Below are 14,111 nucleotides of genomic sequence, written 5' to 3'. Positions count from 1 at the left end.
TCTGGATATAAGTAGAAAACACAGTGCTATATCACGAACTCGTATTAAATGAGTCCGTTGTAATCAACATCTATTATGGCAATTCGTTCTTTGTCTGCGTGCAATTGATTTTAAAAACTAAATTTTTGCCAATAAAAAAGGAAGAGATCTCTCCCAAAACCTCTTCCTCTGAGTTAGATCGTTATCTGATCCATAGATGTCATTATTATAGTTATCTTAAAAAAAGTCCCTTGGGGAAGAGACTTGAAAACTGTGGAGAGTTATTCCTATTGACCCTCTAGATATGTTAAAACACAAACTAGACGTTGAAATCTTATACACTCTCATTTTAAATTGCAATATTTAAGGGAAAATTTAAGTATTGTTTTTATAAGGTTTTTTTTGAATTTGGTTATTTGATTTTTTTATAACGCATAAAAAACAAAAAGCAGACCGAAGCCTGCTTTTATATCAACAACTTAACATTTATAGATGAATAGCATTAGTCCGTAAAAGTGACTTTTGCAATGGCTTTTTTACCCGACTGGATAATTAAAGTGACATTTTCTTTAACAGAGAAACTCATATCAACCACTTTCCAGTCAACTTTGACCGCACCACGACCCACGGCATCTTTTGCCGCTGCAGCATTTGGGTTTAAGCCCACTACGCGAAGAATCGTTGCAATAAACAACTCGCCACCAAATTCAGCGCGTGAAATGGTTACTTCTGGTGTCCCTTCGGGTAATTCACCCTCAGTAATCAAGTTGCCTGCACCTTTATGTGCATTTTCTGCAGCTTCTGCACCGTGGAAACGCTCTACCAACTCAAGTGCTAAAATCTTCTTCACTTCTTGTGGATTACGCCCTTCAGCAATTTCGTTTAGCAGGACTTTAATTTCCTCAACGGATTTAAAGCTGAGTAAATCGAAATAGCGTTCAATTAAGGCATCTGGCATCGAAAGAACTTTCTGATACATCGCCCCTGGTGCATCAAATACCCCAATATAGTTACCCAACGACTTAGACATTTTGTTCACACCGTCTAAACCTTCAAGGATGGGCACCGTAATGCAGACTTGCGCTTCTTGGTCATAACGACCCTGAAGTGTACGCCCCATCAATAAGTTAAAGGTTTGGTCTGTACCGCCTAACTCCACATCTGCCTCAAGAGCAATCGAGTCATAACCTTGAACCAATGGATACAAAAACTCATGAATTGCAATCGGTTGATGGTTGTTATAACGCTTGGTGAAGTCATCACGCTCAAGCATACGTGCAACCGTTTGCTGTGATGCCAACTGAATTAAATCAGCCGCTGTCTTGGTTGCAAACCATTCTGAGTTAAAACGTACTTTGGTTTTATTCGGATCAAGAATTTTAAACACCTGTTCTTGATAGGTTTTTGCGTTTTCAAGTACTTGCTCACGCGACAATGGTGGGCGTGTTGCACTTTTGCCCGTCGGGTCACCGATCATCGCGGTATAGTCCCCAATCAGGAAGGTCACGTCATGACCCAAGTCTTGGAAAGTTTTCAGTTTATTAATTAAAACCGTATGCCCCAAGTGCAAGTCAGGCGCAGTCGGATCAAAGCCCGCTTTAATTTTTAAAGGACGATTTTCTTTTAATTTCTTCAGAAGATCTTCTTCAGAAATAATTTCATGCGTGCCTCGTTGAATGAGAGCAAGTTGTTCTTCAGCCGGCAGGAAATTTGACATCACAAAACCCAAACACATCAGTTATTCAATTTGTGCGATATACTAACACTTTTTCAGCACATTGCAGGCTTTAGAATAATCATGACAGCGATCTATATTGGGGTAATGACCGGCACCAGCATGGATGGTGTTGATATTGTTGCTGCTTCTTTTGATCCATTGCAGCTTCATGCCACCCTTACTCTTTCTTTCGATCCCGATTTACGCGATGAACTGATGGCACTCACTTTGCCTGGTGACAACGAAATCGACCGTATGGGTAAGGCAGATGTGGCTTTAGCAAAAATGATTGGTGAAGGCATCAATCAACTGATTGAACAAAGTCATTTAGATCGTAGTCAAATCAAAGCTGTTGGCTCACATGGACAAACCATTCGCCACCGCCCAGAGCATGGCTTTACCCTGCAAATTGGTGACCCAAACATCATCACTGAAATCACCCAAATTCCGGTGATTTCAGACTTTCGACGTCGTGATATGGCCGCAGGTGGACAAGGTGCCCCGCTGGTTCCTGCGTTTCACCAAGATATGTTCCAACATGAAAGCATTCATCGCGTCATCTTAAACCTAGGCGGCATCGCCAATGTCAGCATGTTGCCCGCAGGCCAACCTGATCAGGTCTACGGTTTTGATACAGGCCCAGCCAACATCTTAATGGACGCTTGGTGTGAACGCTTTACTGGGCAGCCTTACGATGAAAATGGCAATTGGGCAGCTTACGGCCATCCGATTCGCAGCCTACTTGATCGCCTACAATCCCATGAATATTTTTCCAAAGAACCACCGAAAAGCACTGGCCGTGAAGACTTCAACCTCGAATGGTTAGATGAACAAATTGCCGACTGGCGCAATGACCTTGAATACGACGAGCTTGAAGACAGCCCTGAAAATGTTCAAGCTACCTTAATGAAGCTCACCACACGTGCCATAAAAAAAGCCATCTATCGCTCTGACATGGATACCGGTGAAGTCTACGTCTGTGGTGGTGGTGCCTATAATTCACACCTTTTAGAACAACTACGTTGGCGCTTACGTAAGCACAATTGGTCTGTCCAAACTACCTCCGCGATTGGCTTAGCCCCAACGTGGGTGGAAGCCACCGCCTTTGCTTGGTTGGCCATGCGTTTTATCCAGCAACTCAATGGCAACTTACCCGCAGTGACAGGCGCACAGGGCGACCGTATTCTTGGAACGATTACTGCGGTTTAAACATCACCGCGCTTCTAGTCCTTTAGACGCAACATAAGCAAATCAAAAAAGCCAGTCGGTTATTCACCTGACTGGCTTTTTATCTATATCAACGATTTTTTCCTGTTAATGTTAACGCATCATTAACTTGGCATTTTCCTGACGGAAGGCTTTTAAGATTTGTTGCCCTGCTCGTCCCGTCGGACTTAAACCTAAACGAATCTGCTCCTGTCGAATCGCTTGGCGCGTTTTATCACCAATCAAACCGTCCACCGCGCCAATATCATAGCCACGATTCAGTAAAAACTGCTGAATTTCACGACGTTCAGAACGCGAAGTGCCTGCATCATCAGTTGGCCAAGTTGTAGTAAACCCGCCTTGCCCTTGTAATCGGTCTGACAAATGCGCAATCGCCAAGGCATAACTTTCTGCTGCGTTATAACTATAGATTGCATCAAAGTTTTTAAAGACTAAAAACAGTGGACCATTTTCACCAGCGGGCGCCATCAGCCCCGCTTGCGAACTAGAGGATAAATTGCCTTGAACTAACGCTGAGCCATCTGCGCGTACCAAGCCATTTTGCATCCAGTAAGATAAGGGCTTTTTATTGCGACGACTTTCACCACTCAGAGAAATCGCTTGCGGATTTTTTACTTCAAATCCCCAAGGTTGCCCGGTTTGCCAGCCGCGTTTTTTGAGGAAATTGGCTGTTGATGCCAAAGCATCTGTGGTACTCGACACCAAATCACGGCGTCCATCTCCATCAAAATCGACCGCCAGCTCTTCATACGTCGATGGCATAAACTGGGTATGACCAAACGCACCTGCCCACGAACCTTTCAGTTGCGACTCAGTTAAATCGCCACGCTGTAAAATACGCATCGCGGCAAAAAACTCACCACGGAAATAGCTTTGACGGCGCCCCTCACAGCTCAATGTACCCAGAGCTTGTAATAATGGATATTTACCTGAAATATCACCAAAATTACTTTCAACGCCCCACACGGCAACCACAGTCTCCGCAGGCACACCATACGCGGCCGCAACACGATTTAACACTTCCCGATGCTGCGCCAATTTTTGCTGACCCACCGCAACACGCTCATCATCCACCAATCCTGACAAATAATCCCAAATAGGCGTGGAAAATTCAGGTTGGTAATTTAATTTTTCAATCACAGAATAATCAGGCGTTAAATTTTGCGTGTAGCGATCATAAGTGGATGCAGACACACCATTCGCCATCGCTTGGCTTTTTAAGTTGGCAATACAGCTTTGAAATGAGTTCTGAGGGCTATAATCGGAGCTTGCGACATTTGAACCGCCCGCAACTTTTTGACCATTAATAATAAGCTCAGCATTTGCCTGAGTCACCGCTAAAAAAATTGAACCTAAAAGAAAAGCAAAACGGTGCATAAAATCCCTAATGATTCTTTATCTCTAAATTATGCGTTTTACCTTAACACTTTCAATTTCACTTTTCTGAATCAAAACGTAAATGAATATTGATAATAATTTAAATTCAAAATCATCTTTTAAATTTAAACCAAATTATCCACAGCACCACAAACCTCAACTTTTGAATTCAAAAAATAATCTCTAGCTTAGCAAGTGCTTTAAATTCAATCATCTTGATTTGAATTTATTTATCCACAAATCATCTTTAATGTTAATAATCAATAATATAAAAAAAATAAACCATCAGAGACCAAACTCAACATTTTTAAATTCAAACTTTCAAATTCATTCAGCGGTCTTTAAATTTATTGTTTTGAATTTAAATTCAAACAGCATCAAGGCTTTTAAATTTAAACATTCGATTTAAATTTAAAATGCACTTTTGAATTCAAATTTTCTACTTCTATTTTTAAATTCAAAACATGCCTAAAAACATATCCACAGACTCAAGTTAGCTGAGATTTCTGCTGTTTCAGCTTTTTTAGGTAAACATCAGTGTCACATTCAATTATGGAGTCTGTTTTAAACGTGCTTCTCTGCACAAAACTCGCTTTATTTTGCTTTCAGTTTATTTTTCTATGCCCTGATTTTATCTAAACGGATAAAAAACATGCAATTTATTTTAAATTTGATCCGATTAACGGTCACTTTTTTCGAAGAGGCGCAATCATGCCTGAATGAATCCAAATAAAAAAGCGACCACACTTGTGATCGCCTTTTTTAACAACAACTGAAGCTTTAGATGGTCATATCTTCGCTCAGTGCCAATGGATTCGGTAAAATTTTCGCCAACTGACGACATAGCGTCGTAAGTTGAGCAGTGTCATTCGGCATTAAAGTCAGGTGACCAATCTTACGACCTTCACGTTCTTGCTTATTATAAAGATGTAGATGTACACCTTCTAAGGCCAAGACTTGTTCAGACTGTGGATACTGACCAATAATATTGATCATGACCGTAGGGCGAACCACTTCAGTGGAACCCAAGGGTAAGCCTGCGACTGCACGAATATGGTTTTCAAACTGAGAGCATACTGCGCCTTCAATCGACCAGTGTCCTGAATTATGCACACGTGGCGCCATTTCATTGGCATACAAACCTTGGTCTGTAACAAACAGTTCTAAGGTCAACACGCCAACATAATTCAAATGATTCAATAGGCGAGTGATGTAGTCTTGCGCAACGGGTTGTAAGTCCGCACTATTCGGTGCAGGAACAATCGAGTGCGACAAAATACCATGATGGTGATGGTTTTCAGCCAATGGCCACGTTTTTACATCGCCATTTTGACCACGTACCGCAATGATTGAGACTTCACGTGAGAAAGTCACAAAGCTTTCTGCAATTAAACTGCCTGCAGGACCTAATTCAGCCCATGCTTGTTCAATTTGCTGTTCAGAACGCAATACAAACTGACCTTTGCCATCATAGCCGCCTGTGGCTGTCTTCAGCACAATCGGTAAACCTAACTCAGCAACCGCAGCGTTTAAGCTTTCTAGTGAATCTACCGCTTTATAAGGTGCAACAGGAATCTCAAGCGCATCAAATAACGCTTTTTCAGACAAGCGATGCTGTGCAATGGCTAAAGCCTGACGTGGCGGATGCATATCTTTTTGCTTGGTCAAAACATCAACATCAGACAAAGGCGTATTTTCAAACTCAAGGCTGAAGACATCTGCGCTAGCCATAAAGTCTTGTAAACCGTTTTCAGTTTTGCTTGAAATCACCGTTCCTAAAGCCGCTGAAGGACAGTCTGTACTCACATCAAAGAATGTACATTGAATATTTAGTGGCAAAGCCGCTTGCGCCATCATGCGACCCAGCTGCCCACCACCAAAAATACCGATGGTTTTATTCATGAGGAATGCCCCGTATTAAGCTTGGCCTGGAATATTGTTGCTTGCGACTTTGTCAGTTTGTGCAGCACGGAAATCTGCTACATTTTTTGCAATCTCAGGACGTGTTAGACCTAAAATTTGCGCTGCCATAATCGCAGCATTGGTTGCACCTGCTGGACCAATCGCCAAGGTTCCCACTGCAATACCCGCTGGCATTTGTACAATGGATAACAGTGAATCAACACCGTTTAAAATCGAAGACTTCACTGGTACACCCAGTACAGGTAAATCAGTTTTCGCCGCACACATTCCTGGTAAATGCGCCGCACCGCCTGCACCTGCAATAATCACTTGGATACCACGGTCACGTGCTTGTTCAGCATATTCAAAAAGACGATCTGGCGTACGGTGCGCAGACACAACTTCCGCTTCAAATGGGACGCCAAGTTGCTTAAGCATATTGGCAGTGTGTTCGAGAGTGGCCCAATCTGATTGAGAACCCATGATAATTCCAACGAGAGGAGTGTCTTGTGAAGCGGCCGCATTCATTGCAATGTTTCCAGAGATAGTTAAGAGAGATAAATCTCGACTAGCGCCAAGCTTTAATAAGAGCCCAGTATTATAGACTGATTTTTCAGCTCTCCAAAATTTAACCGTGCAACTAAATGCAGATTTTTCTTATTTTTTTATGGCGTAGCATAAAACTTAAATAAAAATAGGGCAGTAGCTCATTTTTTGATTTATTGGCTGCGAAAAACAAAATACACACAACCGAATAAACACAGTCCCGCCCACAAATAATCGAGCTTAAAAGGCTGTTTGAATAAGAAAAGCATAAAGGGGACAAAAACCAATAACGTCACCACTTCTTGGGTGATTTTCATTTCGCCCATCGACCAGCCTTGCTGTGACAACATACGGGTCGCAGGAATCATAAAACTATATTCCACCAACGCTATGAACCAACTAAATAAAATAGCTTGCCAAAGCGGCACCCCCGGTAAAAATTTTAAATGTCCATACCATGCAAGTGTCATAAAACAGTTGGCAATAATCAATAAAATAAAGGGCAGGGACATGAAGAAACTTCACTGGAATTAGGAACATTTATTTTACGTTTTTCATTAAAAAATTCAGCAAATATTGCACTTTTCAGATGGTTTTTTTACAAAATAAAAGCGCTGTTCAAGCCGCAGAATAATTAAACGATTAGATACAAGAATCACTATCTTTTCGCTAAGCGCCTTGCTATGGTTGCTTTCACATCGAATTAATCACGACAACAGCACCAACAATACGTGATGTGTCTATAAAAGCAGTGGAGTGAGGCGGAATGCATCTGCATATTTTGGGTATTTGTGGCACCTTTATGGGGTCTTTAGCGCTTTTAGCACGTGATCTTGGCCATATAGTGACGGGTTCGGATCTAAACGTTTATCCTCCTATGTCCACCCAGCTCGAAAATGCAGGCATTACCTTAATGCAAGGTTATGACCGCAGTCATTTGCAACCTCATCCTGATTTGGTCATCGTGGGCAACGCGATGAAACGTGGGATTGATGCCGTTGAATACATGCTCAATGAAGGCTTGCCGTATATTTCAGGCCCGCAATTTTTGGCCGATCATGTACTTCAAGGTAAACACGTACTTGGCGTAGCAGGCACGCATGGTAAAACCACCACCACCACCATGTTGGCTTGGGTGTTGGATCAGGCGGGTTTAGAGCCAGGTTTCCTGATTGGCGGTGTACCTTTAGGTTTTTCTGAAAGTGCACGTTTAGGTGCTGGCAAATACTTCTGTGTCGAAGCTGATGAATATGATTCTGCCTTTTTCGACAAACGTTCGAAGTTCGTGCATTACCATCCCAAAACAGCCATTTTAAATAACCTTGAATTTGACCATGCCGATATTTTTGATGATCTAGCCGCGATTCAAAAACAATTCCATCACTTGGTTCGTACCATTCCTAGCGAAGGTCGTATTATTGCGCCTATTACTGAAAGCAATATTGATGAAGTTTTAGAACAGGGCTGTTGGACACCTGTGGTTCGTACCTCTTTAGAGGCTCACGACAAGTCTGAATTGTATGCCGAACAACTGAGTGCGGATGGTTCACATTTTAAAGTACTCCAACACGGCGTGGTGAAAGGCATCGTGCAATGGAACATGACAGGGCAGCACAGCGTGGCCAATGCATTGGCGACTATCGCTGCGGCTGAACACGTTGGCGTGACCATTGAAACAGCCTGCGCAGCACTGTCTAACTTTGGTGGTGTGAAGCGCCGTATGGAGCTTTTAGGCACGGTGCGTGGCGTTGAAGTGTATGATGACTTTGCCCATCACCCAACCGCAATTGATACTACGCTAGAAGGCGCACGTAAGCGTTTAGGCCAACGTAAATTGTGGGCGATTATTGAACCACGTTCAAATACCATGCGCATGGGAAGCCATAAAGATGGACTTGCGCACTCTGCACGTTTGGCCGATGAGGTGATTTGGTATCAACCAGAAGGTTTGGACTGGGACTTACAACCTGTCATTGCGGCTGCACCGAACAAGGCTGTGGTTGCACGTACATTAGATGACATTATCCAGACCATTGTCAGTGATGCAGGTGAGGGCGATGCGGTCGTGATCATGTCTAATGGCGGCTTTGGTGGTTTACACCAGAAATTGATCAGCGCCTTAAACGCAGAATAAGCTATTCTCTCTTAGACGAAAAAAACCGCAGTTCAATCTGCGGTTTTTTTACAAGCTTATTCAATTAAAAACCAGACATCGTGCCCGTATATTCAAAGTCTTTTAGTTTTGCCCAACCTTGAACCGTGTCTCCCAAACGCTTGCTGAAATACATGACCGAAACCCACTGTTCTTGGCCATCATCATAGGTACTATAAGCAGTGATATGGTCATTTTTAATCATAAACAGATCTTTAATTTTACAAGTATTGCTCGGTGCTGAATGAAAATACACTCTGGTTGGAACAATCACTTTCATGCCCCAACGTGGGATGATCTGGACTTCTTTTTGTTCGGCCTTTTCCTCAAATTTTACACAGTCTTCAGCATGCAATAAGGGGGCAACTAAACTAAATAGACCAATAGATAAAAGCTTCTTCATATACTTTAATTCCATTATCTTCAGCACTGCAAAGTACAAATTAGAACTGCAATGGCAGCTATATTGATCTCATTTTAGCTTAACGCTTAGAACCGCAGTGAATGCCATGAACAACTAAGCCGCAACATCCTCAAAGCTTTTCTCACGGCGAAACATCACATCGACATAAGAACAGGTCGGGATAATTTTAAGGTTTTTCTCACGTGAAAAATCAACCAGAGTATCTAACAGTAAACGTGCTACGCCTTGCCCCCGCAGTGAATCATCGACCCAAGTATGGTTGGCATCAATGGTTGTGTCATCTCGCCAAAGATAGCTAATTTCAGCAATACGCTGACCGTCTGCATTATTTAAGAAAAACTCACCTTTTTGATCACGATCTACATGTTGAAATTGCATAGCACACTCATTGAATGGATTGATGGTTATCTATCTTAGTGGAATAAAACATCATGAATAGATGGATCTTTGTCGAATACAGATTTGGCAAAAGGGCACAAAGGTAAAATTTTCACGCCCTTATCACGAGCAAAGTTAACCAAAACATCCAATAACTGACGCCCCACATGTTGCCCACGCAACAACTCACTGACCCAAGTGTGATCAATGATAAATTTATCACCCCCAGCCCAACTATAAGTCATTTCCGCCACACGCTCGTTTTCTTGCTCAACAAAAACTTCGCCTTTACTACCTGCTTCTTGATGTTGAATTTTCATTATTATTCCTCTTCAGTTTACTGTTTTTTTAGCTTGCCACAAATTGAAGCAAAATTTTGTCTCATTTATATTTCATCTACAATTTTCTTTAATATTTGCTCAAACCATAAAAATATGCGATGCTTAGCTCACTTTTGGATCAAATCCAAAACCAAATTTATGTTGAACAAGGGGAGTAGCCTCCTCCAAACGTGAAAAATCCATGCTATGCATCACTTTCACGTGTCAGATTATCGTCATTACACTTTGCAAAAAGTCGGTATCTGAGCATTTTAGCGCATAAATTACATACGCTAAAATGTAGGCAAGACCTTGATCATGTTGTCACAGATGTTTTATTTCATCTGGCAGCAGGTCAAGGTTTTTTTGTGGCCGATTGCTGGATGTGGAGGATTTCATGGAATCTATCGGCAATTTATGGCTATACCTTGCTTTTTTCGGCATTGTTACTGTGATGCTACTGATCGACTTTTTAGGCTTTAAACAAAAAGAAGGCCAAGAAGTTAAAATCAAAACAGCCGCGTTATGGAGTATTGCATGGGTTTCCGTCGCATCACTCTTTGGTGCAGGTCTCTGGCTGTATCTACAACAAACTGCAGGTGTCACTGTGGCCAATACCAAGGTCATGGAGTACTTCGCAGGCTATTTACTTGAAAAATCTTTAGCCGTCGACAACGTCTTTGTCTGGCTGATGATCTTTGCTGCTTTTGCCATCCCACCTGCATTACAACGCCAATTACTGCTTTACGGTGTCTTGGGCGCGATTATTCTACGTACCATTTTTATTTTTATTGGCGCGTGGTTCGTGCAAGAGTTCTCATGGATTCTGTATATCTTCGGTGCGTTCTTGGTGTATACGGGCTTCAAATTCTTCAAAGGGCAAAACGAAGAAGAAACCAATATCGAAGATATGGCCATCTTAAAATGGCTACGTAAACATATGCGGATTACCCCGCAAATGCACGGCAATAAATTCTTCGTCCGTCAAAACGGGATGTTGTGGGCAACGCCGCTGTTCTTGGTGTTGATTTTAGTTGAAGCGTCGGATGTAATTTTCGCGGTGGATTCCATTCCTGCAATTTTCGCGGTGACTTCTGATCCGTTTATTGTGTTAACAGCAAACTTAATGGCGATTTTGGGTCTACGTGCGATGTTCTTCTTGTTGTCTGGTGCAGCAACCAAGATGCATTATCTCCCGTATGGTTTAGGTATTATCTTGGTGTTCATTGGCTTTAAGATGCTGATGTTGGATGTGTTCCATATGCCAATTTGGATTTCACTGGGCTTTATTGTGTTGGTGCTGACCATTACTGCGATCTTGTCGATTCGATACAGTAAGAAACATCATCAAACCACCATCTAATATTTAAAAAAGCCTTCCACTGTGAAGGCTTTTTTATGACCAAATTTTAGTATGCACAAGACTTAATCCTATGATTTTCTGTGTAAATGTACTGTACTTTGTGCAGACAGCTCCCTATGATAAGCGGGCTTAAAACCCTTGGTTTTACCTGTAAAAATAAAACAACCCGAAGGTTGCTCATCCATGCGTACCAAAAAATTAACTCTTGTTGTGGTGCCGGTTTTACTCACGGCATGTAGCGGCTCTAAAACCCTACAACAGGATGTTTATAATAACCAATACAACTGCTACCAAGACTGGCATTTTGAACTGTGCGAACCTGCTAATGAAAATGGCGAATCAAGCTATAGTGGTTCTACTGGGGTTTATATCGGCCCTCAATATTATAAAAATAACCGTAAAGTCCGTTACTTAGGTCAAGTCATGAAAGCACGTGGACGACATTCGACAGGCGCACCCAAAATCTCGACTCACGTTTTTAGCCATGCCAAATCCCAACCCATTCGGGGAGGCTTCGGCCGTGGCGGAGGCTCGTTCGGTGGTTAATACATGAAACGAGTTCTACTGCCTGAGCGTGCAAACTGGCAACAAGCACATCAAGAGATTGGTTTTGACTACTACAACTTGCCATCCCGAGATGGTTCAATGTATTGGTCAGAAGGGGTGGCTTATGAGTTTAGCCTCAAGCAAATTGAACAGCTTGAAGATGCCTCGAACGAATTACACCAGATGTGCCTTGAAGTGGCAGGGGATATGATTCAACGCGGTCATTATCCCGAATATTTTCAAATCCCTCTAGCAGCGATTCCTTTGATTGAGCACTCATGGAATAACCAAGCGCCAATGCTCTATGGCCGTTTCGATTTTGCCTATGATGGTCAAGCCATCAAAATGCTGGAATACAATGCTGATACGCCAACAGGTTTACTCGAAGCCTCTGTTGCACAGTGGCATTGGATTGAACAAGTCGAAAACATTGCAAACCGTGATCAGTTCAACAGCATTCATGAAAAGCTGATTGAGCGCTGGAAACAGCTCTATCCTGCACGTAGCCGTGTCCATTTTGCAGCCTGCCAAGAAGCAGGGCGTGAAGATTGGGGCAATTTAGAATACCTCATGGATACTGCTTTTCAGGCAGGCTTAAATGTCAGCGAACTGTCGATGGAAAACATCGGTTGGAATGGCACCGCCTTTGTCGATTTGCATCAGCAAGAGATTCAGCATTTATTTAAGCTGTATCCGTGGGAATGGATTTGGGAAGAAAGTTTTTCGCAGTTTCTCAAACCCGAAACTGAATGGATTGAACCGTGTTGGAAAATGCTACTCTCCAATAAAGCCCTGTTGATCGAGCTATGGAAACGCTTTCCAAATCATCCATTGTTGTTAGAAACCCATGCTTATGATGCACACGCCCACTATGCAGGGAAATGGGTGCGTAAGCCCATCTTAGCGCGCGAAGGCGCAAATATTCATATCCTACAAAACAATGTCGATTGCGGCGCAGCTTCAGGGAGTTTTTACTTTGATGACTACGACAAATATGGCTATGTCATGCAACGCTGGGTAAAAACTCCGTTGCATGAAGGCATGCTGCCCACCTTGGGACTTTGGATGGTCGGGGATGAATGTGCGGGAATGTCACTGCGCGAAGATGTGTTTGATGTGATTGGCAATGATGCGCATTTTGCTGCGCATTATTTTGTGGAATAAAGTGGCACTCTAAATCACCTATTTAAAATAAGTGTCCAAAAAGTAATACGGCTCTGCTCAGGCGTTTTAGTAGAAGCACTATCACTTTTAGGTTATTCACGGCGGAATCTTATCTTTTTCAAGTTCAATACTGGGAGCTTAGTTATTCTTTTGTTTCACCAAATGAGAAGCGAAGTTTCGTAAAGAAAGCATTTGTCCTCTGCAAAACCTGCTCACGTTCTATAATTAAAAAATCTGTATTGCAAAAACAATTAAAGTTTAAATTGAAAAAGAAAATGCCTGTCAACTCTAAAACTGACAGGCATAGATTCGAAGACAATATTTTTTTCAAGCTTAAATGGTATGTGCTTTAACCCGCTTCATATAAGACACCAAACGCGTAAAAAATAAGATTTGCAGGAAGATGGTAAATAGCGAAATAGTCCATTCATACCAATGATCAAACGCCGTGCCTTCTAGATTAAAAGCAAAATAAAGCCCCAATAACACTGCACCAAACACCACACCAGCCACAGTGGTTTGTACCAGAATGGGAAAAGACAAGGCTGTGATTCGACCTAAGAAATGCTCACCCTCATCGCCGCCATTGGCTTTATAAGTGCTTTGAATCCCAATATACATAATCAATAAGGTCAAAAGTCCCTCAACACCAATCACACGAACATCACCATAGGGTGAATACATGCCGTAGTAATACACCACTGAAACCAATAAGGCGGTGACTAAGTAATAATTTTTATAATGCTTTTTATCGAGGGTATTGCTAGATAATTCATGTGCTAATGCTTTGGTATTCCAAAAATACATGCGGGTCATGGTCTCTTATTTTATCAATGCCGACACTGTACTGACTCAGCATTTAAAGATAAAGACTTTCTCAGCAAAATTTTGCGAATAGATTGAATCATTTAAGTCCAAAGCGTGTGCTTATGCATAGCATAAAAAAACTTCCGTAAATAGCCGTGAAAAATATCCAGTTTGCGGTACAATCAATCGAAAAAAAGTCAAAACGCAGG

Annotated in this window: 14 protein-coding genes; 5 read left to right on the top strand and 9 right to left on the bottom strand. The window is 42.1% G+C overall.

The window, feature by feature from the left end; genetic code table 11:
* Positions 1–481: 481 nt before the first annotated feature.
* On the bottom strand, positions 482–1,714 hold the full coding sequence (tyrS, locus tag GBI16_RS12985) for a tyrosine--tRNA ligase (protein WP_086210944.1): 1,233 nt from the start codon (positions 1,712–1,714) through the stop codon (positions 482–484).
* A 63-nt stretch (positions 1,715–1,777) separates the two neighbouring features.
* On the opposite strand from tyrS, the gene GBI16_RS12980 reads away from it, so the two are divergent.
* Positions 1,778–2,905: an anhydro-N-acetylmuramic acid kinase gene (locus tag GBI16_RS12980; protein WP_086210945.1), complete on the top strand. Its 1,128-nt coding sequence runs from the start codon at positions 1,778–1,780 to the stop codon at positions 2,903–2,905.
* 111 nt (positions 2,906–3,016) lie between these two features.
* On the opposite strand, the gene GBI16_RS12975 is transcribed toward GBI16_RS12980, so the two are convergent.
* From GBI16_RS12975 to GBI16_RS12960, 4 genes are all read right to left on the bottom strand, one after another.
* A complete protein-coding gene (locus GBI16_RS12975; RefSeq protein WP_119065026.1) occupies positions 3,017–4,300 on the bottom strand; it encodes a lytic murein transglycosylase in 1,284 nt (427 codons plus the stop codon).
* A gap of 780 nt (positions 4,301–5,080) precedes the next feature.
* Positions 5,081–6,202 (bottom strand): 5-(carboxyamino)imidazole ribonucleotide synthase, encoded by a 1,122-nt coding sequence (locus tag GBI16_RS12970; protein WP_151707208.1) that lies wholly within the window; start codon positions 6,200–6,202, stop codon positions 5,081–5,083.
* Between the two features lie 15 nt (positions 6,203–6,217).
* Entirely contained in the window at positions 6,218–6,730 is a 513-nt protein-coding gene (gene purE / locus GBI16_RS12965; RefSeq protein WP_004697498.1) for a 5-(carboxyamino)imidazole ribonucleotide mutase, read from the bottom strand.
* Between the two features lie 191 nt (positions 6,731–6,921).
* Positions 6,922–7,260: a DMT family protein gene (locus GBI16_RS12960; protein ID WP_004977754.1), complete on the bottom strand. Its 339-nt coding sequence runs from the start codon at positions 7,258–7,260 to the stop codon at positions 6,922–6,924.
* A 254-nt stretch (positions 7,261–7,514) separates the two neighbouring features.
* Between GBI16_RS12960 and mpl the strand changes: the two genes are divergently transcribed.
* The gene (mpl, locus tag GBI16_RS12955; RefSeq protein ID WP_151707207.1) at positions 7,515–8,882 is read left to right on the top strand and encodes a UDP-N-acetylmuramate:L-alanyl-gamma-D-glutamyl-meso-diaminopimelate ligase; all 1,368 of its coding nucleotides are present in this window, start codon (positions 7,515–7,517) and stop codon (positions 8,880–8,882) included.
* 64 nt (positions 8,883–8,946) lie between these two features.
* On the opposite strand, the gene GBI16_RS12950 is transcribed toward mpl, so the two are convergent.
* From GBI16_RS12950 to GBI16_RS12940, 3 genes are all read right to left on the bottom strand, one after another.
* On the bottom strand, positions 8,947–9,303 hold the full coding sequence (locus GBI16_RS12950) for a hypothetical protein (protein WP_171494565.1): 357 nt from the start codon (positions 9,301–9,303) through the stop codon (positions 8,947–8,949).
* A gap of 114 nt (positions 9,304–9,417) precedes the next feature.
* Positions 9,418–9,702: a GNAT family N-acetyltransferase gene (locus GBI16_RS12945; RefSeq protein ID WP_086210949.1), complete on the bottom strand. Its 285-nt coding sequence runs from the start codon at positions 9,700–9,702 to the stop codon at positions 9,418–9,420.
* 35 nt (positions 9,703–9,737) lie between these two features.
* Positions 9,738–10,022 carry a GNAT family N-acetyltransferase gene (locus tag GBI16_RS12940; protein WP_151707205.1) on the bottom strand — a complete coding sequence of 95 codons (285 nt, stop codon included), beginning with the start codon at positions 10,020–10,022 and terminating at the stop codon, positions 9,738–9,740.
* Positions 10,023–10,419: 397 nt separating this feature from the next.
* Between GBI16_RS12940 and GBI16_RS12935 the strand changes: the two genes are divergently transcribed.
* The 3 genes from GBI16_RS12935 (at position 10,420) to GBI16_RS12925 (ending at position 13,095) form a co-directional block, all read left to right on the top strand.
* A complete protein-coding gene (locus GBI16_RS12935) occupies positions 10,420–11,385 on the top strand; it encodes a TerC family protein (protein WP_151707204.1) in 966 nt (321 codons plus the stop codon).
* Between the two features lie 183 nt (positions 11,386–11,568).
* Positions 11,569–11,931, top strand: coding sequence for a hypothetical protein (locus GBI16_RS12930; protein ID WP_086210952.1), 363 nt, complete (start codon positions 11,569–11,571; stop codon positions 11,929–11,931).
* 3 nt (positions 11,932–11,934) lie between these two features.
* Complete coding sequence (locus GBI16_RS12925) at positions 11,935–13,095, top strand: glutathionylspermidine synthase family protein (protein WP_151707203.1); 1,161 nt, start codon at positions 11,935–11,937, stop codon at positions 13,093–13,095.
* A 333-nt stretch (positions 13,096–13,428) separates the two neighbouring features.
* Here GBI16_RS12925 and GBI16_RS12920 read toward each other — a convergent pair whose 3' ends face one another.
* On the bottom strand, positions 13,429–13,902 hold the full coding sequence (locus GBI16_RS12920; protein ID WP_110975408.1) for a hypothetical protein: 474 nt from the start codon (positions 13,900–13,902) through the stop codon (positions 13,429–13,431).
* Positions 13,903–14,111 lie beyond the last annotated feature (209 nt).

Origin of the sequence: Acinetobacter sp. TUM15064 (genome assembly GCF_008980265.1) — a bacterium.
In the GTDB taxonomy this organism is placed as follows: Bacteria; Pseudomonadota; Gammaproteobacteria; order Pseudomonadales; family Moraxellaceae; genus Acinetobacter.
The sequence above is the reverse complement of the archived record's forward strand: the minus strand, read 5'-3'. Positions and strand labels throughout refer to the sequence as shown.

Coding starts and splice junctions, on each gene's coding strand:
- tyrS (WP_086210944.1), bottom strand. CDS start 1,714: ATGTGTTTGGGTTTTGTGATGTCAAATTTCCTGCCGGCTGAAGAACAA.
- GBI16_RS12980 (WP_086210945.1), top strand. CDS start 1,778: ATGACAGCGATCTATATTGGGGTAATGACCGGCACCAGCATGGATGGT.
- GBI16_RS12975 (WP_119065026.1), bottom strand. CDS start 4,300: ATGCACCGTTTTGCTTTTCTTTTAGGTTCAATTTTTTTAGCGGTGACT.
- GBI16_RS12970 (WP_151707208.1), bottom strand. CDS start 6,202: ATGAATAAAACCATCGGTATTTTTGGTGGTGGGCAGCTGGGTCGCATG.
- purE (WP_004697498.1), bottom strand. CDS start 6,730: ATGAATGCGGCCGCTTCACAAGACACTCCTCTCGTTGGAATTATCATG.
- GBI16_RS12960 (WP_004977754.1), bottom strand. CDS start 7,260: ATGTCCCTGCCCTTTATTTTATTGATTATTGCCAACTGTTTTATGACA.
- mpl (WP_151707207.1), top strand. CDS start 7,515: ATGCATCTGCATATTTTGGGTATTTGTGGCACCTTTATGGGGTCTTTA.
- GBI16_RS12950 (WP_171494565.1), bottom strand. CDS start 9,303: ATGAAGAAGCTTTTATCTATTGGTCTATTTAGTTTAGTTGCCCCCTTA.
- GBI16_RS12945 (WP_086210949.1), bottom strand. CDS start 9,702: ATGCAATTTCAACATGTAGATCGTGATCAAAAAGGTGAGTTTTTCTTA.
- GBI16_RS12940 (WP_151707205.1), bottom strand. CDS start 10,022: ATGAAAATTCAACATCAAGAAGCAGGTAGTAAAGGCGAAGTTTTTGTT.
- GBI16_RS12935 (WP_151707204.1), top strand. CDS start 10,420: ATGGAATCTATCGGCAATTTATGGCTATACCTTGCTTTTTTCGGCATT.
- GBI16_RS12930 (WP_086210952.1), top strand. CDS start 11,569: ATGCGTACCAAAAAATTAACTCTTGTTGTGGTGCCGGTTTTACTCACG.
- GBI16_RS12925 (WP_151707203.1), top strand. CDS start 11,935: ATGAAACGAGTTCTACTGCCTGAGCGTGCAAACTGGCAACAAGCACAT.
- GBI16_RS12920 (WP_110975408.1), bottom strand. CDS start 13,902: ATGTATTTTTGGAATACCAAAGCATTAGCACATGAATTATCTAGCAAT.